General features: G+C 60.2%; 23 protein-coding genes. 16 read left to right on the top strand and 7 right to left on the bottom strand.

Going from position 1 to position 24,547, the window contains the following annotated elements; all coding sequences use genetic code 11:
- Positions 1 to 24 precede the first annotated feature (24 nt).
- From IC231_RS09050 to IC231_RS09040, 3 genes are all read left to right on the top strand, one after another.
- The gene (locus tag IC231_RS09050) at positions 25 to 699 is read left to right on the top strand and encodes a MarR family winged helix-turn-helix transcriptional regulator (protein ID WP_190784211.1); all 675 of its coding nucleotides are present in this window, start codon (positions 25 to 27) and stop codon (positions 697 to 699) included.
- Positions 700 to 920: 221 nt separating this feature from the next.
- Positions 921 to 2,030, top strand: a complete 1,110-nt coding sequence (locus IC231_RS09045; RefSeq protein WP_190784210.1) for a sensor histidine kinase — start codon at positions 921 to 923, stop codon at positions 2,028 to 2,030.
- Positions 2,027 to 2,779 carry a LytR/AlgR family response regulator transcription factor gene (locus IC231_RS09040; RefSeq protein WP_190784209.1) on the top strand — a complete coding sequence of 251 codons (753 nt, stop codon included), beginning with the start codon at positions 2,027 to 2,029 and terminating at the stop codon, positions 2,777 to 2,779. The genes IC231_RS09045 and IC231_RS09040 overlap by 4 nt, the downstream gene beginning before the upstream one ends.
- 95 nt (positions 2,780 to 2,874) lie before the next feature.
- On the opposite strand, the gene IC231_RS09035 is transcribed toward IC231_RS09040, so the two are convergent.
- Positions 2,875 to 3,426 carry a TetR/AcrR family transcriptional regulator gene (locus IC231_RS09035; RefSeq protein ID WP_190784208.1) on the bottom strand — a complete coding sequence of 184 codons (552 nt, stop codon included), beginning with the start codon at positions 3,424 to 3,426 and terminating at the stop codon, positions 2,875 to 2,877.
- Between the two features lie 282 nt (positions 3,427 to 3,708).
- Between IC231_RS09035 and IC231_RS09030 the strand changes: the two genes are divergently transcribed.
- The 6 genes from IC231_RS09030 (at position 3,709) to IC231_RS09005 (ending at position 10,407) form a co-directional block, all read left to right on the top strand.
- Entirely contained in the window at positions 3,709 to 3,945 is a 237-nt protein-coding gene (locus tag IC231_RS09030) for a hypothetical protein (protein WP_190784207.1), read from the top strand.
- 233 nt (positions 3,946 to 4,178) lie between these two features.
- Positions 4,179 to 4,811, top strand: a complete 633-nt coding sequence (locus tag IC231_RS09025; RefSeq protein ID WP_190784206.1) for a (2Fe-2S)-binding protein — start codon at positions 4,179 to 4,181, stop codon at positions 4,809 to 4,811.
- An 89-nt stretch (positions 4,812 to 4,900) separates the two neighbouring features.
- On the top strand, positions 4,901 to 5,884 hold the full coding sequence (locus IC231_RS09020) for an FAD binding domain-containing protein (protein ID WP_190784205.1): 984 nt from the start codon (positions 4,901 to 4,903) through the stop codon (positions 5,882 to 5,884).
- 136 nt (positions 5,885 to 6,020) lie between these two features.
- Positions 6,021 to 8,363, top strand: a complete 2,343-nt coding sequence (locus IC231_RS09015; RefSeq protein ID WP_190784204.1) for a xanthine dehydrogenase family protein molybdopterin-binding subunit — start codon at positions 6,021 to 6,023, stop codon at positions 8,361 to 8,363.
- Between the two features lie 130 nt (positions 8,364 to 8,493).
- Positions 8,494 to 9,684, top strand: a complete 1,191-nt coding sequence (locus IC231_RS09010; RefSeq protein ID WP_190784203.1) for an XdhC family protein — start codon at positions 8,494 to 8,496, stop codon at positions 9,682 to 9,684.
- A 117-nt stretch (positions 9,685 to 9,801) separates the two neighbouring features.
- Positions 9,802 to 10,407 (top strand): nucleotidyltransferase family protein, encoded by a 606-nt coding sequence (locus IC231_RS09005; protein ID WP_190784202.1) that lies wholly within the window; start codon positions 9,802 to 9,804, stop codon positions 10,405 to 10,407.
- Positions 10,408 to 10,425: 18 nt separating this feature from the next.
- On the opposite strand, the gene IC231_RS09000 is transcribed toward IC231_RS09005, so the two are convergent.
- Positions 10,426 to 11,238, bottom strand: coding sequence for a DUF5602 domain-containing protein (locus IC231_RS09000; protein WP_190784201.1), 813 nt, complete (start codon positions 11,236 to 11,238; stop codon positions 10,426 to 10,428).
- Positions 11,239 to 11,520: 282 nt separating this feature from the next.
- On the opposite strand from IC231_RS09000, the gene IC231_RS08995 reads away from it, so the two are divergent.
- The 4 genes from IC231_RS08995 (at position 11,521) to IC231_RS08980 (ending at position 15,679) form a co-directional block, all read left to right on the top strand.
- The gene (locus IC231_RS08995; protein WP_190784200.1) at positions 11,521 to 11,910 is read left to right on the top strand and encodes an HU family DNA-binding protein; all 390 of its coding nucleotides are present in this window, start codon (positions 11,521 to 11,523) and stop codon (positions 11,908 to 11,910) included.
- A gap of 195 nt (positions 11,911 to 12,105) precedes the next feature.
- Positions 12,106 to 13,542 carry an MFS transporter gene (locus IC231_RS08990; protein WP_190784199.1) on the top strand — a complete coding sequence of 479 codons (1,437 nt, stop codon included), beginning with the start codon at positions 12,106 to 12,108 and terminating at the stop codon, positions 13,540 to 13,542.
- A 96-nt stretch (positions 13,543 to 13,638) separates the two neighbouring features.
- A complete protein-coding gene (locus IC231_RS08985) occupies positions 13,639 to 14,148 on the top strand; it encodes a DinB family protein (RefSeq protein ID WP_190784198.1) in 510 nt (169 codons plus the stop codon).
- A gap of 82 nt (positions 14,149 to 14,230) precedes the next feature.
- Positions 14,231 to 15,679, top strand: coding sequence for a T9SS type A sorting domain-containing protein (locus IC231_RS08980; protein ID WP_190784197.1), 1,449 nt, complete (start codon positions 14,231 to 14,233; stop codon positions 15,677 to 15,679).
- A gap of 74 nt (positions 15,680 to 15,753) precedes the next feature.
- Here IC231_RS08980 and IC231_RS08975 read toward each other — a convergent pair whose 3' ends face one another.
- The 3 genes from IC231_RS08975 to IC231_RS08965 all read right to left on the bottom strand — a co-directional run bounded on the left by IC231_RS08975 (position 15,754) and on the right by IC231_RS08965 (position 18,826).
- Positions 15,754 to 17,412: an amidohydrolase gene (locus IC231_RS08975; RefSeq protein WP_190784196.1), complete on the bottom strand. Its 1,659-nt coding sequence runs from the start codon at positions 17,410 to 17,412 to the stop codon at positions 15,754 to 15,756.
- Positions 17,413 to 17,458: 46 nt separating this feature from the next.
- On the bottom strand, positions 17,459 to 17,893 hold the full coding sequence (locus tag IC231_RS08970) for a hypothetical protein (RefSeq protein WP_190784195.1): 435 nt from the start codon (positions 17,891 to 17,893) through the stop codon (positions 17,459 to 17,461).
- A gap of 159 nt (positions 17,894 to 18,052) precedes the next feature.
- Complete coding sequence (locus tag IC231_RS08965; protein WP_185886902.1) at positions 18,053 to 18,826, bottom strand: AMP nucleosidase; 774 nt, start codon at positions 18,824 to 18,826, stop codon at positions 18,053 to 18,055.
- 252 nt (positions 18,827 to 19,078) lie between these two features.
- On the opposite strand from IC231_RS08965, the gene IC231_RS08960 reads away from it, so the two are divergent.
- The 3 genes from IC231_RS08960 to IC231_RS08950 all read left to right on the top strand — a co-directional run bounded on the left by IC231_RS08960 (position 19,079) and on the right by IC231_RS08950 (position 21,904).
- Positions 19,079 to 19,495: a type I restriction enzyme HsdR N-terminal domain-containing protein gene (locus IC231_RS08960; RefSeq protein WP_211538966.1), complete on the top strand. Its 417-nt coding sequence runs from the start codon at positions 19,079 to 19,081 to the stop codon at positions 19,493 to 19,495.
- Positions 19,496 to 19,653: 158 nt separating this feature from the next.
- Positions 19,654 to 21,498: a PAS domain-containing sensor histidine kinase gene (locus IC231_RS08955; protein ID WP_190784193.1), complete on the top strand. Its 1,845-nt coding sequence runs from the start codon at positions 19,654 to 19,656 to the stop codon at positions 21,496 to 21,498.
- Positions 21,499 to 21,502: 4 nt separating this feature from the next.
- Positions 21,503 to 21,904, top strand: a complete 402-nt coding sequence (locus IC231_RS08950) for a response regulator (RefSeq protein ID WP_190784192.1) — start codon at positions 21,503 to 21,505, stop codon at positions 21,902 to 21,904.
- 25 nt (positions 21,905 to 21,929) lie between these two features.
- Here IC231_RS08950 and IC231_RS08945 read toward each other — a convergent pair whose 3' ends face one another.
- Together IC231_RS08945 and IC231_RS08940 are read right to left on the bottom strand one after the other, a co-directional pair.
- Positions 21,930 to 23,846, bottom strand: a complete 1,917-nt coding sequence (locus tag IC231_RS08945; protein WP_190784191.1) for an LTA synthase family protein — start codon at positions 23,844 to 23,846, stop codon at positions 21,930 to 21,932.
- A 75-nt stretch (positions 23,847 to 23,921) separates the two neighbouring features.
- Positions 23,922 to 24,521, bottom strand: coding sequence for an SMI1/KNR4 family protein (locus IC231_RS08940; protein ID WP_190784190.1), 600 nt, complete (start codon positions 24,519 to 24,521; stop codon positions 23,922 to 23,924).
- Positions 24,522 to 24,547: the final 26 nt, after the last annotated feature.

Below are 24,547 nucleotides of genomic sequence, written 5' to 3'. Positions count from 1 at the left end.
GGCGTCTTATTTTCTTTGCTTTTCATGGCGTATACCTTATTGAAGCAGCTTCTGGAGCAGCTAGAGCAGTTTGAGGAATTGAGCCGGGTAGGTGCAGGCAGTTCTGCGCCTGATCTGGCTGGCTTTGCTGCCTGGCTCTACGGCCGAACTGCGGCGCCGCCGGAGCCACGCGGACCAGCGGCGACGGCCACGGTGCCGTCTATGCCGCCGGAAGCGGAGATTGGCAAGCTGCTCATCTTTCTTACCCGCTACGCCCGCTCGTATATCCGGCTGGGGTTGGCGGGCACGCCACTGCTCACCCCCGACGATTTTGCCTATCTGGCCACCGTGATGGGCCATCAGCCGATTTCGAAGACTGAGCTGATTGCGCGCAACATCCACGAAAAAGCCACTGGTACGGAAGTTATTAAGCGGCTGCTGGCCCGTGGGCTGGTAGCCGAGCAGCCACATGCTACCGACCGGCGCAGCAAGCTCCTGACCATCACGGAAGCGGGCGGCGAGGTACTGGGGCAGGTTTTCGGGCCGATGGGCCAGGCCTCCCAGCTGATTGCCGGCGACCTGACCCGCGCCGAGCGGATTCAACTCCTGTACCTGCTGCAAAAGCTCGACGCCTTCCATCTGCCCATTTTCCAGGGGGGGCGCGCCGGCAGTTTCTCCGACCTGCTGCAGCATCTGCCGGATGATAATCCAACTGCATAGCGCCCCCCGCTTCGCGGCCAGCGGTAGTACAAGCCTGCGGCTGAAACGGCCGGCACCAAAGCACACCGACCACCCCGGATTCCTGACTTCCGGCAGGCGCCCACCAGCTGGCCGATGAAAGCTCCGGACCGGTCGATATATTCTGCCTGGCAGTCGGACGGGCTGGTTTGGGGCGGCGGTATAGGGTAGGTTTGTACTTGCTCTTTTACCACTTGCTCCTGATGGTTTCATTTTCGTTTCGGCGTGTGCTCACGCCCCTGATTCACGTGCTGCTGTGGGGCGTGTTCGGCCTAACGCTGCTGCTGTTTCAGCCGTTTGCGGGGCGCGTGGTGCTGCCGCCTCAGTTCTGGATGAAGCAGGCGCTGGTGTTTGCCATGTGGGTGGCCGCGTTCTATTTCACGGCCCGCGTGAGCGTCCCGCGGCTGCTGTTTCGCGGGCACGCCGGATGGTTTGTGGCAGTTCTGCTCGGTACGGCCGTAGCGGTTACGCTGCTTACCCAGGCCATTGAATCGTGGCTGAACCTGCCGGCCCTGATGGAACAGGCGCTACACCAGGGGCAGGGGGGGCAGCGGCCCGGCGGTTTCGGCGGCCCCGGCGGCAGCCCGCGCCGCCGCTTCGATGCCATAAGTATGCTGATGACGCTGCTGGTGCTGGGGATTAGCACGAGCATTACGGCGGTGCAGAAGTGGCAGCACGATGCCCGGCAGCGGCAGGAGCTGGAGCAGCAACAGGTAAGCTCCGAGCTGTCTTTTCTGAAAGCTCAGATCAATCCGCACTTTTTCTTCAATACCCTCAACAACATCTACGCGCTGACTTTGCTGGATGGTGATGCTGCCCGCGTGGCGCTGCATACCCTCTCGCGCATGATGCGCTATGTGCTCTATGACACCACGGCTGGCACCACGCCGCTGAGCAAGGAAATTGCGTTTCTGCAGGACTATGTGACGCTCATGCGCCTGCGCCTCACCAACAAGGTAGATGTGGTGTTGGAGCTGCCGGAGCCCGTGATGGAAGTGCCGGTGGCGCCTATGGTGCTGCTGCCTTTCGTGGAAAACGCCTTTAAGCATGGCGTCAGCGCCACAGAGGCAAGCCATATTCATATAGCGGTGCGGCAGCCGGCCAGTGAGGTGCTGGAGCTGGATGTCCGGAACTCGCGCTTTGCCACACCCGTAGCCAGCCTCGAAGAAAGCAACGGCATTGGGCTGGCAAATACCCGCCGCCGCCTCGATTTGCTGTATCCCGGCCGCTACACGCTGCTTGTCACCGACCCTGCGGCTCCCGACCCGGAATTCCTGGTGCATCTTACCCTGCACGTAGCTCCCTTCGCATGACCGTTCTGAACTGTATAGCCGTTGATGATGAGCCGCTGGCCCTGGGGCTGGCCTGCTCATTTATCGAAAAAACCCCTTTTCTGAACCTGGTAGGGCGCTATAGCAGCGGTGTAGAGGCGCTGCAAGGCCTCCACGAACACGCGGGCGGGGTAGACCTGATTTTCCTGGATATTCAGATGCCCGACCTCAATGGCCTGGAGCTGGCGCGCACCCTGGACCGGGGGCAGCCGGGCACCGGGCCTCGCATCATCTTCACCACGGCCTTCAACCAGTATGCGCTGGACGGCTACCGCGTGGATGCGCTGGATTATCTAGTGAAGCCCTTCAACTACGAAGAGTTTTTGCGGGCCGCCACCAAAGCCCGTGCCTATGCCGAGCGAGGCCAAACCGTAGCGGCGCCGGTACCAGCTCCGGCCGCCGCTGTTGAGGAGGAGTTCCTGTTTCTGAAAGTAGAGTACCAGCTGGTGAAAGTGGCCCTGAGCGACATTCTGTACGTGGAGGGCCTGAAGGACTACGTGAAAGTGCATCTGCACAGCGCCCCACGGCCACTATTGTCGCTGATGAGCCTAAAAGCCATTGAGGAGAAGCTGCCTGCCCGGCGCTTCATGCGCATTCACCGCTCGTTTATTGTGGCCCTCGACAAGATTGAGTCGGTGCGGCGCCTGACGGTGCAGATTGGCCCGGCCACCATTGCTGTGAGCGACCAGTACAAGGAAGCTTTTCTGCAGTTTCTGAGTCGCTGGACCTGAAGGCAGACTTACCCGGATACGTTGCGTCCGGCAACAAAAAGGCCGCTCTGAAGCAGGAGCGGCCTTTTTGTTGCCAGGCAATAAGTGCAGCCAGGCTACTGGTGCAGCTCGGTCATGGCTGGGTTGGTGTACATGCGCTTGAGGTAGGCGTTCAGGCGGTTCAGCATCTCGTCGTCCTGCTCGTGCAGCAGCTGCCGCCACAGGGCCTGTACCAGCAGTGTGAGGTGGTAGGTGGCCAGGTCGGGCTGGGCATAGCCCATATCCACAAATGCCTTGTTGAGCAGTGAATAGACCGGCAGCATAAACTTCTGGAAGTGTTTCTGCACCACCTCTTTGTCGAAGGCCTTGTCCTGCAGCGTCCAGAAGGCGCGCTCTTCCCGGACCAGCTTATAGGGCAGGTCGATGACTTTCAGGACCAGCGCGCTGGCGTCGGCTTCGGTGAGCATGCCCCGGTTGGCTTCCACAATGCGCTTGTAGCCATCCTTGATGATGGATTCGAAGAGCTTGTCCTTGCTCTGGAAATATTTAAAAATCAGGGGCTCCGAAACACCGGCCTCCTTGGCAATCAGCGCCGTAGATGTATGGTCGTAGCCCCGTTCTGCAAACAGCTGCAAGGCGGTTTGCTCGATTCGCTGGAAGCTTTTCATGGTGCAGGTAGGTGAAGTAGGCAGACGCCCCGCGAAAGGCGAACGTAGCTGAAAGCAGCTCCTAAGGTAGCAGCGTGGCTATATCCCTGTACCTCAAAAATAGGCAGCCGAGTTCAATACACGGCATGCCTACTACAAATTTGCTGTTTTCGTAATCCGCAACAGCTGCCGGGCTTCCGACAAGGGTTCGGGAATAAGTAGCAAAAAACGTATATTAACCTATAGCACGGAAGGGAAGCTGGCTGTCTGGCCGGCTCATGTTCACTTCAAGGTAGGTCTGCTATGGAAGCGTATACCGAAAAAGAAGCCCTGGCTCTGGTGGAGCAGTGGCTTTCCAACCACCCCGACCGGGTACAGAACCGCCGTCACCAGCCCGAAAGTCTGGCCAACTGGAAGCAGGCCGCTGTGCACTACCTGGTGCAGGGCAACCCCTACGACGCCGATGATATTCTGCGCTGGTTTGCCACGCAGGCCGAGGGTTCTTCTATGGAAGAGTCGGAAGCGGCGCATCACCATTAGGTAGGCTCGGGCGGGGCTGCGGGACTGGTCGTGCTGGCTCAGCTCTGCCGCAGAACAGGTGTGTCCGGGCTCAACTATACCAGGCCTGGGCCGTAAAAGTGGCCCAGGTGCTGCCGTTTGCCGCTATGCCAATATTTTATGTTCCGCCTGGGCCAACCTGGCCGGCTGCGAATGGTTGTTTGGAGTAGGGTTCGGTACGTGGTGCAGGCTTTTCATCTATCTGCTTTTCTTGTATGTCAACAGTTTCTTCTTCCGGCACGCCGGAGGGCACACCGCCGCATCCTGAGGACGGCACGCGCCGTTCGTTCATGAAACAGGCCGGCGGCCTGCTGGGCCTGGCTCTGGCCCCACCGCTGGTAGCGCAGGCCGAGCGGCTGACTGCCTACTCCAAAACCGTGGAGGGCGTCACGTCGCTCCAGCTGAAAATCAACGGCACCGTGCGCACCATCCAGGCCGAGCCCCGCGTGACGCTGCTGGATGCTTTGCGCGAGTACCTGGACCTAACCGGCACCAAAAAAGGCTGCGACCATGGCCAGTGTGGTGCCTGCACCGTCCACGTGGATGGCCGGCGCATCAACAGCTGCCTCACGCTGGCCGTGATGAACCAAGGCAAAGAAATCACCACCATCGAGGGCCTGGCCCAAGGCGAAGCGCTGCATCCGATGCAGGAGGCCTTCCTCAAGCACGATGGTTTCCAGTGCGGCTACTGCACGCCGGGCCAGATTATGAGCGGCGTGGCCTGCGTGAAAGAAGGGCACGCCAGCTCCGACGACCAGACCCGCGAGTGGATGAGCGGCAACCTCTGCCGCTGCGGCGCCTACCCCAACATTGTGGCCGCCGTGCGGGAAGTGGCTGGCAAAGCGTGATGAAGTGATGAGGCAAAAAGTGATGAGGAATTCTCGTCATCTGCTTGCTGCCTGTCACCTCATCTCTTCATCACTTCATCACTAATTCCATGAACAACTTTAGCTATACCCAGGCTGGTTCGGCCAAAGAGGCCACGGGCCTGCTGAAAGACAAACCCCAGGCGGCCTACATTGCCGGCGGCACCACGCTGCTGGACTTGATGAAAGCCAATCTGGAGGAGCACCCGCAGCTGGTCGACATCAACACTATGCCCTTCAAAGGCATCGAGCAAACCAAGGACGGCCTGCGCATCGGGGCCATGGAGCGCATGAGCGACGTGGGAGAAAACAAGCTGGTGCTGGAGCAATACCCGGCCATTTCCGAGTCGCTGCTGCTGGCGGCCTCGCCGCAGCTGCGCAACATGGCCAGCATCGGGGGCAACATTTTGCAGCGCACCCGCTGCGGCTACTTCCGCGACCCGGCGTTTCCATGCAACAAGCGCGTGCCCGGCTCCGGCTGCCCCGCTTTGGAAGGCGACAACCACAACTTAGCTGTGCTGGGCACCTCCGACAGCTGCATTGCCACCGCTTACCCCGGCGACTTGAGTGTAGCCCTGGCTGCGCTGGATGCCGTACTGACCCTGGAAAACCAGAAGGGCAAGCAGCGCCAGGTGCCCGTGACGGAATTCTACCTACTGCCTGGCAAAACGCCCCAGAAGGAAAACGTGCTGGAGCCCGGCGAACTGATTGTCGCCGTGACCATTCCGGCTGCCGCGCATGCCCGTCGCTCTACGTATTTCAAGGTGCGGGAGCGGGCCAGCTATGCCTACGCACTGGCCTCGGCCGCCGTGGGCCTCGACGTGCAGGGCGGCACCATCCGGGCGGCCCGCGTGGCGCTGGGCGGCGTGGGAACCAAACCTTGGCGTAGCCCTGAGGCGGAAAAGGCCCTGGTGGGCCAGCCGGCCACTGAAGCCACGTTCCGGGCCGCCGCTGCCGCCGCTTTGCGTGGCGCCCAGCCGCGCAAGGAAAACGCCTTCAAGGTAGAGCTGGCGCAGAACACGCTGGTGCAGGCCTTGATGAAAGTAGCGGGCTAATAACAGCGTAGAGACGCGACACTTTGCGTCTCCCCGTTGAACGACTTGCTCCTGAAAAGCCGCAACAGACAGCGTCAGCAACGATTGAGACGCGAAGTATCGCGTCTCTACCCCCTCCCTCACGGACCTCATTCCCATGGATACCGCAGAACCAACTTTCTTTGATACCAACCCCAAGGCAGGCGTCGTAGGGCAGCCGCTGAACCGGGTGGACGGCCGGGATAAGGTCACGGGCAAGGCCAAGTATTCGGCCGAGTTCAACCAGCTGCCGGGCCTAGTGCACGCCGTGCTCAAAACCAGCGACGTGGCCAAGGGCCGTATCACCGGCTTCGATACCACGGCAGCTATGAAGCAACCGGGCGTGCTGGCCATCCTGACGCACCAGAACCTGCCCAAGCTCGCCAAAACGCCGAATGACGCGGAGGGTAAGAAGGCCATCGGCGCGCCCATGGGCTTTATGCCGCTGACCACCGACCAGATTCATTACGCCGGTCAGCCCGTAGCCATTGTGGTGGCTGATACGCTGGAACGCGCCCAGTACGCCGCTGCGCTGCTGAAAGTGCAGGTAGCCGCCGAAAAGCCGATAGCCTCCTACGAAGACCCGCAGGCCAAGCTGTTCGACCCCACGAAAGTGCAGGACGGCAAAGCACCGGCCCACACCGTGCGCGGCAACGCGCAGGCGGCCTTTGCGGCGGCTCCGGTGCAGCTTACCCACAAGTACACCCACGCCATCAACCACCACAACCCGATGGAGCCCGGCGCCACCACGGCCCACTGGGAAGCCGCCGACCGCCTTACCATCTACGACGCCACGCAGGGCGTGACACGCACCCAGAAGGCCGTCAGCACGATGCTGGGACTTTCGGCGGAGCAGGTGCGCGTCGTGACCAAGTACCTCGGCGGCGGCTTTGGGTGCAAGGGCTCCAGCTGGCCCCACACCATCCTGACGGTGCAGGCGGCTAAGGCTGTGGGCCGGCCCGTGAAACTGTCGCTCACCCGGCCTCAAATGTTCACGGGCATGGGCCACCGCGAAGACCAGACCCAAACCCTGAAAATGGGCGCCACCCGCGACGGCAAGCTCACGGCCCTCATCCACGAGAAGACCTCCACCACCTCGCCGTGGGACAACTACGCCGAGTCGAACAGCAAGATTATCAACATGCTGTATGAGTGTCAGAACTTCGAGGCGTCGTATCAGCTGGCCCGCGCCAACGTCATGACTTCCACCTTCACGCGGGCTCCTGGTGAAGCGCCCGGTTCGTTTGCGCTGGAGTGTTCCCTTGATGATCTGGCCTACCAGCTGGGTATTGATCCGTTGGAAATCCGGCTGCGCAACTACGCCGAGAAGGACCCCAGCACCGGCAAGGCCTGGAGCAGCAAAAGCCTGAAGGAATGCTATGCCCGCGGGGCTGAGCTGTTCGGCTGGAGCAAGCGCAACCCCAAAGCCGGCGCCACCCGCGACGGCCGCCTGCTGGTGGGCTGGGGCATGGCCACGGCCAGCTACCCCGTCCACAACTCGCAGGGCACGGCCCGCGCCCGCCTCTACGCCGACGGCCACGCCGTGGTGCAGTCGGGCGCTACCGACCTGGGTACCGGCACCTACACCGTGATGACGCAGGTAGCGGCCGATGCGCTGTTTCTGCCCGTGGACAAGGTGCGCTTCGAGTTGGGCGACACCAAGCTGCCTACCGCGCCCAACTCGGGCGGCTCGGTGGCGGCCGGCACGGTATCGTCGTCGGTGTACATGGCTGCGCAGGATGTGTGGCAGAAGCTCATTAAGGTGGCGGTGCTCGATAAGAAGTCGCCGCTGTACCGCGCTAAAGCGGCCGATGTAGAGGTGAAGCAGGGCCGTTTGCAGCTCAAGGCCAACCCGCAGAAAGGGGAGGACTTTGCCGCCATCATGAAGCGCGCCGAAATGGCCGACATCGAAGGCAACGGCCAGGGCCGCTACGGCAGCGGCTACGAAGACGCCCAAGCCGCCGCCAACGCCGACCCCGCCAAAAAGGATCAGGCCGCTGACCATTCCATGCACTCCTTCGGGGCGCACTTCTGCGAGGTGAAGGTAGACCCCGACCTGGGCACCGTGCGCGTCACGCGCTGGGTGAGCGTACACGGGGCTGGCCGCATCCTCAACGCCAAAACTGCCCGCTCCCAGATCATCGGCGGCAGCATCTTCGGCATCGGGGCGGCGCTGATGGAAGGCACCGTGCGCGACCAGAACTACTCGCGCTACACCAACGCCTCCCTAGCCGACTACCACATTCCCGTCAACGCCGATATTCCGGAAATGACGGTGGAATTCATCGACGAAAAAGACCCCTACATCAACGCCATGGGCGTGAAGGGTATAGGCGAAATTTCGATGGTAGGCGTTTCCGCCGCCGTAGCCAACGCCGTGTTCCACGCCACCGGTAAGCGGGTCCGCAGCCTGCCCATCACCCCTGATAAAGTGCTGGCCACGAAACCAGTACAGGCGTAGTAAAACTGTCATTCCGAGCGAAGCGAGGAATCTGAGTTGCCAGTTACAGGCTAACCCAGATTCCTCGCTTCGCTCGGAATGACAGTTTCAGGCCAACGCCACCGTTTCCCTATCCGTACTGTTGTGTATCATGACTGAACTCCAACGCCTGCTTATCGCCTACGACGCGCACCGCGCTGAGGGGCGCGCCTGCGCCTTGGCCTCGGTGGTGGACGTGGCTGGCTCGGCCTACCGCCGTCCCGGAGCCCGCATGCTGGTCACCGACGAAGGCCGCCTGACCGGGGCCATCAGCGGCGGCTGCCTCGAAGGCGACGCCCGCCAGCGCGCCCGCCGCGTGATTCAGCAGGGCCGTCCCACCGTCGTCACCTACGACTCCACCGACCCTGACGACGACCTGCAATTCGGGGCCGCGCTGGGTTGCCAGGGCATCGTGCAGATTTTGCTCGAACCTCTCGACTTCCAAAACCCCGACAACCCCGTGGAGCTGCTGCGCCGCTGGGCTGAAGGTGTGGAGGCCAACGCCGTGGTGGCCACCGTATTCAGTACGGCCGGCCCGGGGGCTGAGGTAGCCATGGGCCAGCGTTTGCTGCTGACTTCGGATAACGCCGCCCAAGGCACGCTGCCGGAAGCCGCCGAACTGTTCGCCGCCATTCTGGCCGACGCCCGCACCGCCCTGGCGGCCGGGCAGCCTGCTACCCGACACTACCCGGCCGGTGCCGGTACCGTGCGCGTGAGCCTGGAAATCCTGCGCCCGCCCGTACGCCTCACCGTGTACGGGGCCGGCAACGATGTGCAGCCGCTGGTGCGACTGGCCGCCAGCCTTGGTTGGCGCGTGCTGGTGGTGGACGGCCGCCCCGCCCAGGCCCAGCCCGCCCGCTTCCCGGAAGCCGATGAGGTGCGCGTGCTACCGCTGGCGCAAGTCGGCCAGCAGCCCCACGATGGCAGCTTCGCCCTGCTGATGACGCATAATTACTACTACGATTTGGCGGTGCTCCAGCATCTGCTGCCGGCCGCCACGGCGCGCTACATCGGGCTGCTGGGGCCGCGCAAGAAGTACGAGCGGCTGCTGGAAGACTTGTGCAAGGACACGCCCGACGCGGCCGAGCAACTGCGGGGCCGCATCCACAGTCCTATCGGCCTGAACCTGGGAGCCGAAACGCCCGAGGAAATTGCCCTGTCCATCGTGGCTGAAATTCAGGCGGTGCTCACGGGCCGCCCCGCCGGCTTCCTCCGCGACTCCCCGCACCCCATTCACCCGCCCCTGCACAGCAACGCCCCGCTGGTAGCGGAAGGCCGCGTAGATGCCGTGTGCGGACTGTAATACGTAACGCCTGTCATCCTGAGCAGCGCGAAGGACCTTATCACGTTAGCACGACTGGCTCATGCGTGATAAGGTCCTTCGCGCTGCTCAGGATGACAATCTGAAACAACACAACTGATGCCCGACGCCATACTGCTGCTTGCCGCTGGGTCCTCGTCCCGCCTGGGTCGGCCCAAGCAGCTGCTGGTTTATCAGGGCCGGACGCTGTTGCGGCGGGCGGCCGAAACCGCCGTGGCCGCCGCGGGAGGCGTGCCGGTGGTCGTCGTGACGGGGGCGCTGCATACGGAGCTGCTGCCGGAGCTGGCCGGCCTGCCGGTGCGGGTGGTGCGGTGCCCGGAATGGGCGCGGGGCATGGGCGCGTCGCTGAAAACCGGCCTGCAGGCACTAAAAACGCAGTATTCTCCGCTCCGTTCCGTCACGGTGCTGCTCTGCGACCAGCCTCTCGTGACGCCCGCGCTGCTCCGGCAGCTGGCCGAAACGCATGCCGCTACCGGCCGGTCCATCGTGGCCAGTGAGTATGGGGGTGTGCGGGGCGTACCGGTCTTGTTTGGGGCCGAAGCACTGCCTCTGCTCTATCAAGTGCCGGACGCTGCCGGCGCCGGCCAGCTCCTGAAGCAGCACTCGGAGCTGGTAGCCACCGTGTCCTTTCCGGGCGGGGCACTGGATGTGGATACGGAAGCGCAGTATGCGGCCCTGTTGGCCGGGCCGACTGCTACCGGGTAAGGCTGCCGGCCGCGGAGCTTAGCGCAGCGTCATGTCCTTGAGGGAGATGATGTATTCGCGGGTCGCCGCATCGTAGCGAATGGTGTAGGTGGCGGGGTAGTATTTGCCCGCTGCTTCGTATACCTGCGGCTGCTTGATGGCTTGCTGAACCGCTACTGCTGGTACCAGCAGCGCCTTGGTAAACATGGGCTCCAGAAAGCTGACGTGCCCATCGTACGACCCGTAGATGAAGGTGTGGCTGAAGCTGCCGCCCGGCTGGTATTCGGGGCTGCTGGGGTCCGACCAGTGCCGGCCCATCATGGGCACGGTGCGGCCCGGCGCTACGTTGGGCGCGGTGACGTAGCCGGTGGGCAGCTTGTTCGGGGCCGGCAGAATGTCGCCTTTGGGGTCGTCGAGGATGATGGCATGCTGCACGCTCGACGGAATCATATAGAAGTGGGCATCGAAATGCGGTACGGTATAGACACCGGCGGGCTCGTGGCCGCTGGGGTTCCAATCGAAGGAGAGATGGTCGAAGGGCAGGCGGGCGGTGGCGTCGCCGGTGGGCAGGGCCAGCTCGTACATGATGCCGGTAACCGGCGTAGCGGGCAGACCGGTAAGGCCGGCTTCGGTCAGAGCAATACCGATTTCGGTGGGCTTGCCATCGGCATCGGCCGCAACGAAGCTGCGGGCCGAGCCGCTGCCCACCTGCACCGTAGGACCATAGCTGATGGACGGCTGCCGGGGCGAGTCGTCGTCGTCGTCGCAGGCTACTACCAGCGGCAGGCCCACGGCCAGCAGCAGCAGCAGCCGGCTCCAGACCGGCCGATAAGAGGGAAGGTTGGTTTTCATAGAGCAGGCAGAAAAGGGAGTGGAAGCGTCGCGAGGCGTCGCATCACTAAAGATACCCTACAAACCAGCTCATTGAAATAACACATATATGTCTTGAAATAAGTTGGTTTTGACCGAATAAGTGTTATCATAAGATAGCGGGGGTGGAGCGTATCATCGGCCGCTGGTGCCCGGCCGGGCCGACCGCTGTCCGGTTGCATTCCGACTCAACAAATAGTTATATGGGTAGGGAATACTTCTAAATACCGATATCTTAACGGCCTCATCCTAACCCTATTTCGTATGCCAATCGAATATTCCCTCGTGGAGCGCGGCACGCCCGGAGCACCGGCCACGGCCAAGAAGAAGTTTTATGCCACGGCCAAGTCGCAGGGCGACACAACCGTGCGCGACCTGGCCAAGCGCATCAGCGAAATTTCCACGGTCAGTTCCGTGGATGTGATGGCCGTGCTCGAAGCCCTGTTTCAGGTGGTACCCGGCGAGCTGGCCGATGGCCGCATCGTGCGCTGCGGCGACTTCGGCTCCTTTTTCACCACGCTCAAAAGCGGCGGCGCCGACTCGGAAAAGGAGTTCAACCCGGCCCTCATCAGCAGCGTGAGCGTGAAATTCCGCCCCGGTAAGCTCTTCGGGCAGGCCATTCAGGCCGCCGACTTCAGGCGCATCGAGAAGTAAGGCCAACCTGTTGGGCAGGAGGTACCCAACTCTTGCCCAACAGTTGCCGGACTCTTCCGCAACAGGAGCCTGGGGCTCAGCGGGCCTGTCGGTATCGGCAGGCCCGTTATTTTTGGGGAGGGTGCCCCTTGTCCCGGCAACGGCCGCGCCGAATTCCCGTTATCTTGCCCGTACCCTTCTTCAACCATTGTCCTTATGAGCGACGTTTCCGCCGCCCCGGCTGCCCCCGCGGCCGACCTGTACCATATTCCCAAGGATGATAAGCGCATCACCCGCGGCTGGACGTTCTACGACTGGGCAAACTCGGTGTATCCGCTGGTCATCACCTCCAGTATTTTCCCCATCTACTGGAGCTCGATGGTGAAGGAAGTCACCGGCACGGATAGTGGCAAAACGCCGGTTGAGTTCCTGGGCATGCACGTGCCGGGCACGTCCTTGCAGAACTACTCCGTGTCGGCCGCTTTCCTGATTATTGCCCTCATCAGCCCGCTGCTCACGTCGCTGGCCGACTTCTCGGGCCGGAAAAAATTGTTTCTGCAGGTGTTCTGCTACCTGGGCGCCGCTTCCTGCGCCGGGCTGTATTTCTTCGAGCCGAGCACGTTTACGCTGAGCGTATTCGTGTTCATACTGGCGACCATCGGCTTCTCCGGCTCCATCGTTTTCTACAACTCCTACCTGCCCGATATTTCCTCCGAGGAGAAGTTCGACTCGCTGTCGGCGCGGGGCTTTTCCATGGGCTACATCGGCTCGGTGGTGCTGCTGGTGCTGTGCCTGCTCCTGATTCAGGGGCCTACGCTGTCGGGCACGCCCATGTTTGGGCTGAGCACCGGCGAAGCTACCCGCTACAGCTTCCTGCTCACGGGTATCTGGTGGGCCGGCTTTGCCCAGATTCCCTTCTTCACGCTGCCCGCCGACCCCGGCCGCCCGGCCGGCGCCGCCTCCGAATCGGGCTGGCTGCTCAACGGCTTCCGCGAGCTGGCCAAGGTGTGGAAGGAAACCAAAAAGCAGCCCAACCTCAAACGGTTTCTGCTGGCCTACTTCACCTACAACATGGGCGTGCAGACCGTGATGTACGTGGCCACGCTGTTTGGCTCCGAGGAGCTCAAGCTGGATAGCACCTCACTGATCATCACCATTCTGCTGCTTCAGATTGTCGGGATACTGGGCGCCTACCTGTTTGCCAAGCTCTCGGAGCGTATCGGCAACACGCGGGCCCTGAGCTGGGCCGTGTTCATCTGGATGCTGATCTGTGTGGCGGGCTATTACGTGCAGGCCGGGTGGAGCTTCTACGCGCTGGCGGCCGTCATCGGCCTCACGATGGGAGCAGTGCAGAGCCTGTCGCGCTCCACGTACTCCAAAATCATTCCTGAGAATACGCACAACTCGGCGGCATACTTCAGCTTCTTCGATGTCACGGAGAAAGTGGGCATTGTGGTGGGGCTGGTGGTGTTCGGCGGCATTTCGCAGCTGATGGGCGGCAACATGCGCTACAGCATCCTGGCTCTGATTGTGTTCTTCATCCTGGGCCTGATTTTCCTGCTTCAGTTGCGTGGCCGCAAGCTCCGCGAAGACTCTTCCGACACCCTGGGGCCGCCGCCTGCCACCCCCAATGCGGGCATGCCAGCTTCCTGAACATTACGAACGGTTTTTGCTTCTTGCACGAGCATCGGGAAGGCCCCGATGCTCGTTTGCTTTTCCTCGCGTTTAACCCCACTTACAGTCAACCCAATGCACACTTCTTCCCTGCAGCAAAATATTCTGGCGGAGCTCCATGTGGAGCTGGCCGGCACCCGCAAAGTGCTCGAACGAGTACCGTTTGAGCAGGCCGAGTACCGCCCGCACCCCAAGAGCATGACGCTGTGGCAGCTGGCCACGCACGTTGTCAACCTGCTGGCCTTCAAGACGCTGTTTGTCACCCACGACTCGCGCGACTTCCTCGACCCCGATGCGCCCAAGCCCGGCCCTACGCCCACGAGCAAGGAGGAGCTGCTGGCCCGCTTCGACGAGTACAGCGCCACGTTGCAGCAGGAGCTGCAGGCCACCACCGACGAGAAGCTGACCCACAGTTTCAAGCTGCACCGCGGCGAGCAGGTGATGTTTGACCGTCCGAAAAGCACTGCCATCCGCCTCATGGGCCTCAACCACAGCATTCATCACCGGGGCCAGCTCACCGTGTACCTGCGTCTGCTCGACATTCCGGTGCCCGGCCTCTACGGCCCCTCCGCCGACGAGAAGTAGGAATAATTAATTCTCTTGTAAGAATATTTTTATAAATCAGATAATTATCTTGCCGCCTCCCGGCTTATTATCTTGTAAACACATGGCCAAAAATTGCATATCTCTCGTCCGGAATATGGGTGTTATGGTAGCCGTGACACTGCTTTCTCTGTCAGCCTGGGCGCAACAGTCTATCATCGACCCAACATTTCCACCAATTCAAGCTACTAAACTCAACTCCATAACCGGTGCTGTAGAGGCGAGTACTATCAATGATATAGTGCGCCAGCCGGACGGGAAATACATCATTGGCGGCGACTTCACAGCCATCAATGGGGTGGCTGCTTCCCGGCTGGCGCGCCTAGAAGCGAATGGTACCCTCGATGCTGCTTTCACAGCGGCGTGTGCCACCAATGGGCCGGTAAACAGCTTAGCGTTGCAGCCAGATGGGCGCTTACTCGTGGGCGGTAGTTTCACCACTTTGGCTGGCAGTGGACGAATATACTTGGGCCGGCTGCTGCCTTCAGGAACTTTGGACTCAACTTTCACTCCAGCTTCATCGGCTATTGCCACCAGCTACGGAATAGCTCAGGTGCTGATACAGCCCGATGCGCAGTTACTAGTAGTGGGCAGAGTAAATATGCGTGGTGCGGGGTTCAGTGAGCAGCAGATCGTCCGGCTCAATGGCACCAACGGCCAATACGACCCTAGCTTTCAGTATGCCCTCCCGACCCCCGATACCTCGCCCCACACGATATTGATTCAACCTGATGGGAAGATTTTAGTAGCTGCAAACGGGCCCTCTTACCGTCGAGCGTTCATGCTTATACGACTGCAGCCTGATGGCACGATTGATACTGCTTTCTCTCCGCTGGAAAGTTCGGTTACTGCCGATCTGAATGGGTTGGCGCTGGATGCTGCTGGTAGAATCTACGCGGGTGGTATGTTTCAAGGCAGTCCGGGCAATAGTTTACTGCGCCGGTACTTGCCTGATGGTACAATTGACTCGTCCTTTGGCTATTTCAGGTCTTTCACGGTGCCACCATATGTTGGGGCAGTAAAAGCACTTTCTGTGCAGCCCAACGGGCGGGTGTTACTAGCTCATGCTACAGTGGAACGCGTGCAATCTAATGGCAGCGCTGATGCAGGATTTATAACGGGTATTGCTGGTAATGTCCGACGGTTTCTGGTGCAGCCTGACGGCGCAATTATGATAGCTGGCGCAGCATTATCTGGGGTGGTAACTGGCAGTGCTACTAGTTTAGTGCGGGTGCTTGATGCCAACGTGCTGGGGATAATGTCCTCGGTGGCTGATGCTCGTACGGTTGCCTGGCCAGTACCGGCCCGCGAAACGCTCAACCTGCGTCTGGATGCCGGTAGCCGGCCACAACGTGTACAATTACTTGACGTGCTGGGCCAGCCGGTGCTCACCCTGGAGCAACCCACGGACATGCTCACACTGCCAGTAGCAGGTTTGGCCGCCGGTACTTACTATGTACAGGTTGAGTATGCCAATGCCGGTCGAGTACTGCGACGAGTAGTATTGTACTAGAATAGGAAAACGCCATGAAAAAAGGCCGGCCGTTATGTTACGGTCGGCCTTGTGCTTTTTCAAAAAAACAGGGATTACCGAGATGTTACGGTAAACACCTGCTCGCCGGCAATCCAGGTCTGTTGCACTCTGGCACTGCGCAGCTTTTCCTTGGGAGCCTCCAGCAGGTCAGTATTCAGCAGCACGAAGTCGGCGGCCATACCGGGACGGATGCTGCCTTTCTGCTTTTCCTCGAAGGCGGCATGGGCAGCCCAGGTGGTCATGCCGCGCAGAGCATCGGGGCGGCTCAGCGCGTTTTCCATCTGAAAGCCGCCGCCGGGGTAGTTCCTGGCATCCTGCCGGGCCACGGCCGAATGATAGCCGAACAGCGGATTGATGTCTTCCACCGGAAAGTCGCTGCCGATAGCCACCTGCCCGTACTGCTTGCGGAGGGCCTCGTAGGCATACGCTGTTTTGAGGCGGGCCGCGCCCAGCCGCTCGCCGGCCCAGTACATATCAGAAGTAGCGTGCGTAGGCTGCACCGAAGGCACAATGCCGAACTGCCCGAACTTGGGCATGTCGGCCGGAGTTACCACCTGGGCATGCTCGATGCGCCAGCGCCGGTCTTGCTGGCCCTGCAGCGCCTCGCCGTAGATGTTCAGAATGATACGGTTCGCTGAGTCGCCGATGGCGTGGGTGTTCATCTGGAACTTGCTGGCCGCAATTTCCTGCGCCAGGGTCCGAAATTCCTTCTCGGTGGAAAGCAGGAAGCCGGTTTCCTTGGGCCGGTCGGAATACGGATGCACCAGGCAGGCGCCGCGGGAACCCAGGGCTCCATCGGCATATACTTTGAACGAGCTGACGGTGAGCTGGTCCGTAAAGACCGGACCATTTTTGAGGTAAAAGTCCCGGTTGGCTTTGGTCGGGTTGAGCATGGCGTAGAGGCGTAGCTTCAGCTTACCGGTCTTCTGCAGCGCCTGCATCTGGTCGATGTCCGACTTGTCCAGGCCCGCGTCGGCAAGGCTGGTGAGGCCCACGGCCAAGCAGTTTTGCTGGGCTTCGAGCAGTGCGGCTTCCGCCTCTGCCGGTGTGGCCGCCGGAATCTTGCTCGATACCAGCTTTACGGCATTGTCTACGAGCAGGCCGGTGAGTTTGCCGCCCGCATCTAGAGTAATGGTGCCCCCGCTGATGGGTGTGCGGGCCGTAATGCCGGCCAGATCCAGGGCCTTCTGGTTGACGAGGGCCGCGTGGCCATCTACCCGGATAATGAAAACGGGTGTGTTCGGAAACAGCGCATCGAGGGTGTCTTTGGTAGGAAACTGCTTGCCAGGCCAGTCGTTCTGGTCCCAGCCGCGTCCCGTCAGCCAAGCAGCCTGCGGGTACTGCCGACGCTGCTCCTGGAGTTTCTTCACCACTTCCTGCCACGAGCCGGTGCCTACCAGGTTAGCGTCGCGCAGGCCCAGGGCATAGCGGTAGAAGTGGCAGTGCGCGTCGTAGAAGCCAGGATAGATAAACTGGCCCTGCGCATCCACTTCCTGCTTGCTCTGGTACTTGGCCCGGATTTCCTCAGCGGTGCCTACCGCCACAAACCGGCCATCCTGCACAGCAAAGGCCTGCGCCTTGCTGAACGCCGAATCGACGGTGTAGACGGTGGCGTTGTACACAATCAGGTCGGCAGCGGTGCGGGGCTGGCAGCTGTTGAGCAGAGCGGGCAGCAGCAGCACTACCAGCAGGCGGAGGCGAAACAGAATCATGGGGCGAAAGTACACACGGCATTCCGCATCCAAATAGTAGGGGAGGTTATTGGCTGGCTACCGCATCCTGCTGGTACTGCTGCTGCAGCCACTCTAGTGAAGCCGACTCGTCGGTGAAGCGCTGCAGCTGGTAGGGAAGCGTATCGAAGTACGTGAGTGAAGGAATGGTAGCGTTGGCGAGCACGCCGGCCAGGTGGTGCGGCGACATCAGGAAGGCCAAGTACGTGGTGCGGCCCAAGCGGGGCTGCAGCTTCGGAAAAAACTCTTCCATAATCCAGAATACATCCGACGAATCAACCCCGGCGCGCCGCCGGATATCGAGCAGCCAGAAGCGGCAGTTGTACTCGGTGGCCGCTTCCAGCAGGGCGGCATAGCCCTGCTGCAGCTCAAAGGGCATCACGCCCCGCAGCCAGCGCCCCAGCAATACGTGCTGTTCCGGCCGGTAAATGATATCCAGATAAGGAGTAGAAAATGAGGTCATAGAATTCGTTTTGGAGGTCTGATACACAGATTGGTAAGAGCCCGAACCGCACGGCTGCGGTCCGTTTCTGCCAAAAAAATCCCCAGCGCCCTCGGGTGAGGCACTGGGGATAGAGGGTGCCTGCATACCGTGCAAGCTAACTTTCGGGCGGCAGTTTTGCTATTCGAAGCGCATGTGCTTCACCGATTCGCCGGAGTTTTTCAGTTCCAGCAGCGAGTCAATCCCAATCTGCAGGTGCGCCGTGACGTAGTCGGCCGTCACCTTCTTGTCGCTTTCAGCAGTTTTCACGCCTTCGGGCGTCATGGGGTTGTCGCTGACGAGCAGCAGCGCGCCATGCGGAATCTCATTGACGAAGCCAACCGTGAAAATGGTGGCCGTTTCCATATCCACGGCCATGGCCCGGATCTGGCGCAGATACTCCTTGAAGTTTTCGTCGTGCTCCCACACGCGGCGGTTGGTGGTATACACCGTGCCGGTCCAGTAGTCCTTCTCGTGCTTTTTGATCATGCTGCTGACCGCGCGCTGCAGCCGGAACGAAGGCAGGGCCGGAATTTCGGCCGGCAGATAGTCATCCGACGTACCCTCACCCCGGATAGCGGCGATGGGCAGAATCAGGTCGCCGAGCTTGGTTTTGTTCTTCAGGCCGCCGCATTTACCCAGAAACAGCGCCGCCTTGGGCTTCACGGCCGACAGCAGGTCCATGACGGTGGCAGCCATCGGCGAGCCCATGCCGAAGTTGATGATGGTGATGCCGTTGGCGGTAGCCGTCTGCATCGGCTTGTCGAGGCCGCGCACTTCCACGCCAAACTGTTCGGCGAACATGTGCACATAGTTGATGAAGTTGGTCAGCAGAATGTACTGTCCGAACTCTTTCAGCGGCACGCCGGTGTAGCGGGGCAGCCAGTTTTCTACAATGTCAGATTTGGATTTCATAGGCAATTCGGGGAATGGCTAAACGAGTGAATGAATGAGAAAAATAGGGCTTTGGGCAGGAGAAACTCAGTATCTGCTGCCTTGGCCGGGCACCCAACCGGGTACAAAAAAACCGTCAGATCCTTGGAAAGAGGATGTGACGGTACGGAGGGGAAAAGCGGGAACCGAAGTTCGGGGACCGTACCTTTGGAGGTGATGCAAGAGTTGAACCTGCCGCCTTTCGAATACAAAGTTACACAATCCAGCGAAAATTTGCTGATATGGGATGTGTTGCGCCGCAAGCATGTGGTGCTGACCCCCGAAGAATGGGTGCGCCAGCACGTGGTGCATTACCTCATCAACCACCGCGGCTACCCCAAAGGCCTGCTGAGTTTGGAGCAGGGGCACCGCTACAACCAGCGCCAGAAGCGCACCGATTTGGTTGCGCTGGATGCCACCGGCCTGCCGCTGCTGTTAGTAGAATGCAAGCGTCCCACGGTGCCCATCACGGCCGCAGTGGCTATGCAGGCTGCCACCTACAACCAGACCATTGGTGCCCCGCTGCTGCTGCTGACCAACGGCCTGCACCATTTCTGCTGGCGCGTGAATTTCGAGCAGCGTACCAACGAGCGGCTGGCTGAAGTGCCGCACTATACCGGGCCAGCCGAAAATGACAAAATATCAGATTGAGGTGCTTATACTGAATGAGTTGCGGTAATTCACTTTCTTTATACCCTCGCGAGTATACTTCTGCCTCATTACCGTCGCTGCCGCTTCTGCTGCATGAGCAAAAGACACTAGCCGGGAAGCTGCCAGAATGAGACGAATTGTTTTGCTTCCGACTGACTATGATAGATGCAGGTACGCCGCTGGATAGTACAGGATTTGAGCACAGTGCGGAAGCCGCCTTCAGGCTGGACGAAAAGGGGCGTTTGTCTCAACTGACAGCCGGATTTGCCGGCTTGCTCCAACAGCCCGCCGCGCACTTAGCCGGGCAATTGCTCATGGAGCTCACGGTTTCGTCGGAGGCTGACGCCCTGCGCCAATACCTGCGCCGCGCGGCAGCCGGCGAAGTAGTGGCCTGCGAAGCGCAACTGCTGGTGCAAGGCCAGCCACTACCGGTTTTGCTGACGCTACTGCCGGCCGCCGAAGGGCACGCGGCCGGAGTCTACGGGGTGGTCAGGAAGGAGCTGGCATCGTCCACAAATTCTTTGCTGCTGGAACGCGAAAAGCATCTGTCAGTCATCTTCGATAATATTGCTGACGTGACGTTTGTGCTGCGGCGGGAAGAAGACGGGCAGTTCCGGTTCATGTTTGTGAACAAGGCATTCGAGCAAACGACCGGTGTGTCGGCGGCTCGGGTAGTGGGCAGTCTGGTTCCGGAAGTTATTCCTGAGCCGTCGCTCAGTATGGTGCTGGAGCACTACAATACGGCGCTGCGTACCATGAAGAGCGTCGTCTGGCAGGAAGTGTCAGATTATCCGAACGGCCGCAAAACGGCTGAAGTAAGCATAACCCCCGTGCTGGAGCCGGACGGTACCTGCTGCCAGCTGGTCGGGATTGTACATGACCTGACGGCGCAGAAGGAAGTGGAAGCAGACCTGCAGACCAGTAACGAACGGTTTCAGTATGCTCTCAGGGCTACTACCGACGCTCTTTACGATTGGAACGTGGCGGCCAACACGCTGTTTTGGGGGGAGGGGTTTAATACGTTGTTTGGCTATGAGCTAAAGCAGAATCCGACCCCATTCAGCACGTGGGCTGATGCCGTAGAAGAAGCAGAACACCAACGGGTAGTGGCGGGTCTGGTGCAAACGGCCTTCAACACCGCCAACACATTCTGGCAGCAGGAATACAAGTTTCTCCGTGCTGATGGCTCCTGGGCAGTCGTATTCGACCGGGGCTATATCCTGCGCGACGAGCATGGCCACCCGGTCCGGATGATTGGCGCCATGCAGGACATCACGGCGCGCAAAGAAGCGGAGGAGAAGCAACTGCTGCTGGCCGACAGGCTGGGCAAGCAAAATGCCGACCTGCAACAGTTTGCCTATATCGTGTCGCATAATCTGCGGGCACCACTGGCCAATGCGCTTGGCTACAGCAACCTGCTTCTGCGAGTTGATAAAGCGTCGCCCGTGTTCGACGAGTCACTCAATCACCTGCGTACCAGTATCCAGCAGCTGGATGGCGTGCTGGCCGACGTCAACGGCATTCTGGCTATCCGCGACCAGCAGGGCAGCTACCGGCCGGAGCCGGTGGCATTGGCGGCCGTGTGCCGGCAGGCCCTGACCGGCCTGGAGAAACAGCTCCGCCAATGCGGGGGCCAGCTGCACTGCAGTATTGCCGAGCAGCTGCAGGTGCAGGGAAGTCGGGCCTATTTTCACAGCATTTTTCACAATCTGATTTCCAACGCCATCAAATACCGGTCTGATGCGCGCCCGCTGCAGATTTCCATCGAGGCTTCCGTGGCTGCCGATGAGCACGTGACGATAGAGGTATGGGATAACGGCTCCGGATTCGACCAGGAGAAGGAAGGGGAAGACGTCTTTCAGCTCTACCGCCGCTTCCATCCCGACAAGCCGGGGCGGGGCATCGGATTATTTTTAGTGAAATCCCATGTCGAATCCATGAATGGCCGTATTAGCGTGCAGAGCAAAGTGGGCATCGGAACCCACTTCACCTTAGAATTCTAGTGTTATGCGAATTGAAACCTATTTAATCGACGACGATTCTCTCAGCATCTACCTTACGGAGCAGCTGCTGCGGGCCGAAGGATTTTCAAACCTGATCTGCACGTTTGTTTCGGCTACTAAGGCGCTGCAGCAGCTGGTCCAGAACAAGGAGAAGACGGTGCCGCAGGTCGTTTTTTTGGATTTGAATATGCCCGTGATGAACGGCTGGCAGTTTCTGGAGGCCCTGGAGCCCTACACAGATGAGTTGCAGGGGCGCTGCCAGATCTACATTCTCACTTCGTCGCTGGCCCTCTCGGACATGGAAAAGGCCAAGCAATACGAACTGGTTGCCGGCCTGATTCATAAGCCCATCGATTCGGAAGAGATAAAGGCCATCCAGGCACGGCTGCAGGAGCAGCAGGGGTAGAACCGCGGCCCACAAACTGCCTGGTTCAGCGGTAGAGCGTGTTGTCGAGCAGCCCAGCGGTGAAGAACTGCACGCAGGCTTTCAGCTCATTGCCGTATTGCTGCAGCTTCTGCGGATCGGGGTTGGGCAGCGGTTTGGCCGGAATAAAATGCGTCTGATAAGGATACAAGCGGATTTTGTTGTCGGCGGTCAGCTCCGTTACGAAGTCATGATGCACCAGAAAATAGCTGCCGCCGCTCAGAAAAAGAGCCCGCCCCATGGTTCCGGCATCAAAAGCCGAATAGCCGAAAGGCAATAGCCGGGACGCCGGCACGGGCACATCCAGCACATCCAGCACCGTAGCCGGTACGTCGGCCTGCTGGGTAATGCGGTGCACGTTGGCGGCGGGCAAGGTTCGGCCAGGATGAAAAAGCAGAAGTGGCGTTTTGTAAGCGCCCAGCGTATTGAGATAAGCCGGATTGTCGCTCTGGGAAGTGTGGTCGGCGAGTAGCACAAACAACGTGCGGCGGTACCAGGGCTGGCGGGCAGCTGCCGCAAAAAAGCGCCGCAACGCATAATCGGTGTAGGCAATAGTGGGCTGAATAGGCAGGGTGCCCGCCGGAAAGCGCCCCTTGTACTGGCTGGGCAGCGTGAATGGCTCGTGGGCGCTTAGCGTGAATACAGTGCTGAAAAATGGTTCCTTCTTTCGGCTCAGCTCCCGATTGAAATACTGCAGGTAAGGCTCATCGAAAATACCCCAGTGTCCGTCATAATCGGGGCTCTTTGCGCCACCCGGGTACTCATCCAGACCATAATACTGCTGTATTCCCGCAATACCGGAAAAGGTATTGAAACCCATAGTGCCGTTTTGGGCGCCGTGAAAAACAGATGTAGCATAGCCACGCTGGCCCAGCAGTTCACCAAGCCCATGCAACTCATTGGTCTGGAAGCTGGAAGTAATGAACGAATTGTCCATTAGGCCGGGCAAGCCGGCCAGCGTGGCAGGCAGGGCCTCAATGGAGCGGCGGCCATTGGCATAATTCTCCCGAAACAGCACTCCGCCGTGCGTCGCTAGTGAATCGAAAAAGGGGGTATAGCCGGTTTGGCCGCTGTTTTCAACCCCTGTGTATTCCGATGCAAAGCTTTCCAGCAGCAGAATCACTACGTTATCAGCGGTGGGCGGGGCTGTGGCGGGTGGCAAAGGGCGGGCCGCCAGGGCCTGGCGCAACTCAGCAGGAGAGCGGAAATACGTTTTGCGCTCTATCGTTTGGGCATCAATACTTTTCAGGAATGTGAAGGTGCTGTTGAGGGCTAGGTGGCCCAGCACTGCCGGCTGCTGCCCAAAGGCGTGCCCGGTGCGCAAGGGCTTCAGCTGCAGCCCGCCCCGGATACCCAGCACCACCAGCCCGGCCAGCAGCACCAACTGCGTCCCAAAAATCAGCACGGTAGTCGTGCGGCTTTTGGCTGCTGGCAGCGGCCCGGTTGGCGCGGGCAAGGGCCTGGGCAGCGGGTACAGCAGCCACAGGGCCAGCAGCAGCAGCCCAAACGGAATCAGCAGATACCAGTAGTTGAGCAGTAGCTGGCCGGCCTGCCGCCGCACATCATCCCCGATGGTGACCAGCTCATTGCTGGTGCGCCGCCCGATAAAGCGGAAGTATTCCGTATCAATCAGGTTGAGGGCCACCCCAAACCCATTGATTAGCAGCCATACCGCCCGCAGCATCCGCTGCCATACCCGCCCGCGGCTCGGCACCAACGACAGCACAATAACCGGCACGTTCAGCAGCAATAGCGCCGATACATCAAAGCGGAAGCCGTGCCAGAAGGCCAGCAGCAGGGCAGTGGATTCCGCTTCCCGAAAAATGCCGGCGTTGGCTGCGTAGAATCCAAGGCGCAGCAATAGGTAGGCCCCCAGTAACAGGGCCAGACGGCGTAGCAGCAACCACAGAAACTCAGCAGGCATACAAACGAGAAATCAGTGCTGTCCGCCTGCTCTGAACAGGCCAGCCAGCGGCAAAAGAGGGAAGGGCGCTAGAGCTTACAGCGGTTTCAGGCTGATGGACTGTCCATCTGGCAAATCCTTAATCTGGCGGTAGAAATCGGCTAGCCAGGCCAGCCTCTCAGTGGCATCTATTGCCTTGAAGCTGGGCGTTTGCTGCCCGTCGGTAGCCATGCAGAAAGGCGGGTAAACGCTTAGCAGCTGGCCTGGCCGCAGCACCCCATCACTTTGCTGGAAGGCCCGCAGCGGTTCCATGCCTAGGGCATCTACCGGAAACTTTTCGGCCCCGAACAGGAAGTGCTTAAAGTCCACTTCCAGGTCGGCCAGCTCGCCGGTTTCCGTGTCCAGCCAGAGCACGGCATCACCGCGCAACAGAAACTGGTTGCCGGCGCAATCCTGAGCAAACGGAATATCGGTTTCCTGCACTGCAGCATACGTGCGCCAGAATGCCCGCTCGCCCTGCCATGCTTCAGCCAGGGAGTGCCAGCTTGGATCAGAAACGCAGCCCCGGATGTGCAGCCCGCCAAAGTAAGCCACTACACCGTTTTGTTCGCGCAAAAAGGCTTGCAGGTAGGAAGGGAGGCGCGCGAAACTCACCAGATCCGTCAGCTCGCTGCCTTTGTATAGAATGCCTTTCATGGGGGAGTTAATAAGATCAGGAAGGA

The sequence above is a fragment of the Hymenobacter duratus genome, assembly GCF_014698995.1.
Lineage (GTDB): Bacteria > Bacteroidota > Bacteroidia > Cytophagales > Hymenobacteraceae > Hymenobacter > Hymenobacter duratus.
The sequence above is the reverse complement of the archived record's forward strand: the minus strand, read 5'-3'. Positions and strand labels throughout refer to the sequence as shown.

Excerpts from the sequence above, each read along its gene's own strand:
- IC231_RS08990 (WP_190784199.1), top strand. The coding sequence starts at position 12,106 with ATGAGCGACGTTTCCGCCGCCCCGGCTGCCCCCGCGGCCGACCTGTAC.
- IC231_RS09005 (WP_190784202.1), top strand. The coding sequence starts at position 9,802 with ATGCCCGACGCCATACTGCTGCTTGCCGCTGGGTCCTCGTCCCGCCTG.
- IC231_RS08975 (WP_190784196.1), bottom strand. The coding sequence starts at position 17,412 with ATGATTCTGTTTCGCCTCCGCCTGCTGGTAGTGCTGCTGCTGCCCGCT.
- IC231_RS09000 (WP_190784201.1), bottom strand. The coding sequence starts at position 11,238 with ATGAAAACCAACCTTCCCTCTTATCGGCCGGTCTGGAGCCGGCTGCTG.
- IC231_RS08950 (WP_190784192.1), top strand. The coding sequence starts at position 21,503 with ATGCGAATTGAAACCTATTTAATCGACGACGATTCTCTCAGCATCTAC.
- IC231_RS08940 (WP_190784190.1), bottom strand. The coding sequence starts at position 24,521 with ATGAAAGGCATTCTATACAAAGGCAGCGAGCTGACGGATCTGGTGAGT.
- IC231_RS09020 (WP_190784205.1), top strand. The coding sequence starts at position 4,901 with ATGAACAACTTTAGCTATACCCAGGCTGGTTCGGCCAAAGAGGCCACG.
- IC231_RS09040 (WP_190784209.1), top strand. The coding sequence starts at position 2,027 with ATGACCGTTCTGAACTGTATAGCCGTTGATGATGAGCCGCTGGCCCTG.
- IC231_RS08970 (WP_190784195.1), bottom strand. The coding sequence starts at position 17,893 with ATGACCTCATTTTCTACTCCTTATCTGGATATCATTTACCGGCCGGAA.
- IC231_RS08965 (WP_185886902.1), bottom strand. The coding sequence starts at position 18,826 with ATGAAATCCAAATCTGACATTGTAGAAAACTGGCTGCCCCGCTACACC.
- IC231_RS09015 (WP_190784204.1), top strand. The coding sequence starts at position 6,021 with ATGGATACCGCAGAACCAACTTTCTTTGATACCAACCCCAAGGCAGGC.
- IC231_RS08945 (WP_190784191.1), bottom strand. The coding sequence starts at position 23,846 with ATGCCTGCTGAGTTTCTGTGGTTGCTGCTACGCCGTCTGGCCCTGTTA.
- IC231_RS09045 (WP_190784210.1), top strand. The coding sequence starts at position 921 with ATGGTTTCATTTTCGTTTCGGCGTGTGCTCACGCCCCTGATTCACGTG.
- IC231_RS08995 (WP_190784200.1), top strand. The coding sequence starts at position 11,521 with ATGCCAATCGAATATTCCCTCGTGGAGCGCGGCACGCCCGGAGCACCG.
- IC231_RS09030 (WP_190784207.1), top strand. The coding sequence starts at position 3,709 with ATGGAAGCGTATACCGAAAAAGAAGCCCTGGCTCTGGTGGAGCAGTGG.
- IC231_RS08955 (WP_190784193.1), top strand. The coding sequence starts at position 19,654 with ATGATAGATGCAGGTACGCCGCTGGATAGTACAGGATTTGAGCACAGT.
- IC231_RS09050 (WP_190784211.1), top strand. The coding sequence starts at position 25 with ATGGCGTATACCTTATTGAAGCAGCTTCTGGAGCAGCTAGAGCAGTTT.
- IC231_RS09010 (WP_190784203.1), top strand. The coding sequence starts at position 8,494 with ATGACTGAACTCCAACGCCTGCTTATCGCCTACGACGCGCACCGCGCT.
- IC231_RS09025 (WP_190784206.1), top strand. The coding sequence starts at position 4,179 with ATGTCAACAGTTTCTTCTTCCGGCACGCCGGAGGGCACACCGCCGCAT.
- IC231_RS08985 (WP_190784198.1), top strand. The coding sequence starts at position 13,639 with ATGCACACTTCTTCCCTGCAGCAAAATATTCTGGCGGAGCTCCATGTG.
- IC231_RS09035 (WP_190784208.1), bottom strand. The coding sequence starts at position 3,426 with ATGAAAAGCTTCCAGCGAATCGAGCAAACCGCCTTGCAGCTGTTTGCA.
- IC231_RS08980 (WP_190784197.1), top strand. The coding sequence starts at position 14,231 with ATGGCCAAAAATTGCATATCTCTCGTCCGGAATATGGGTGTTATGGTA.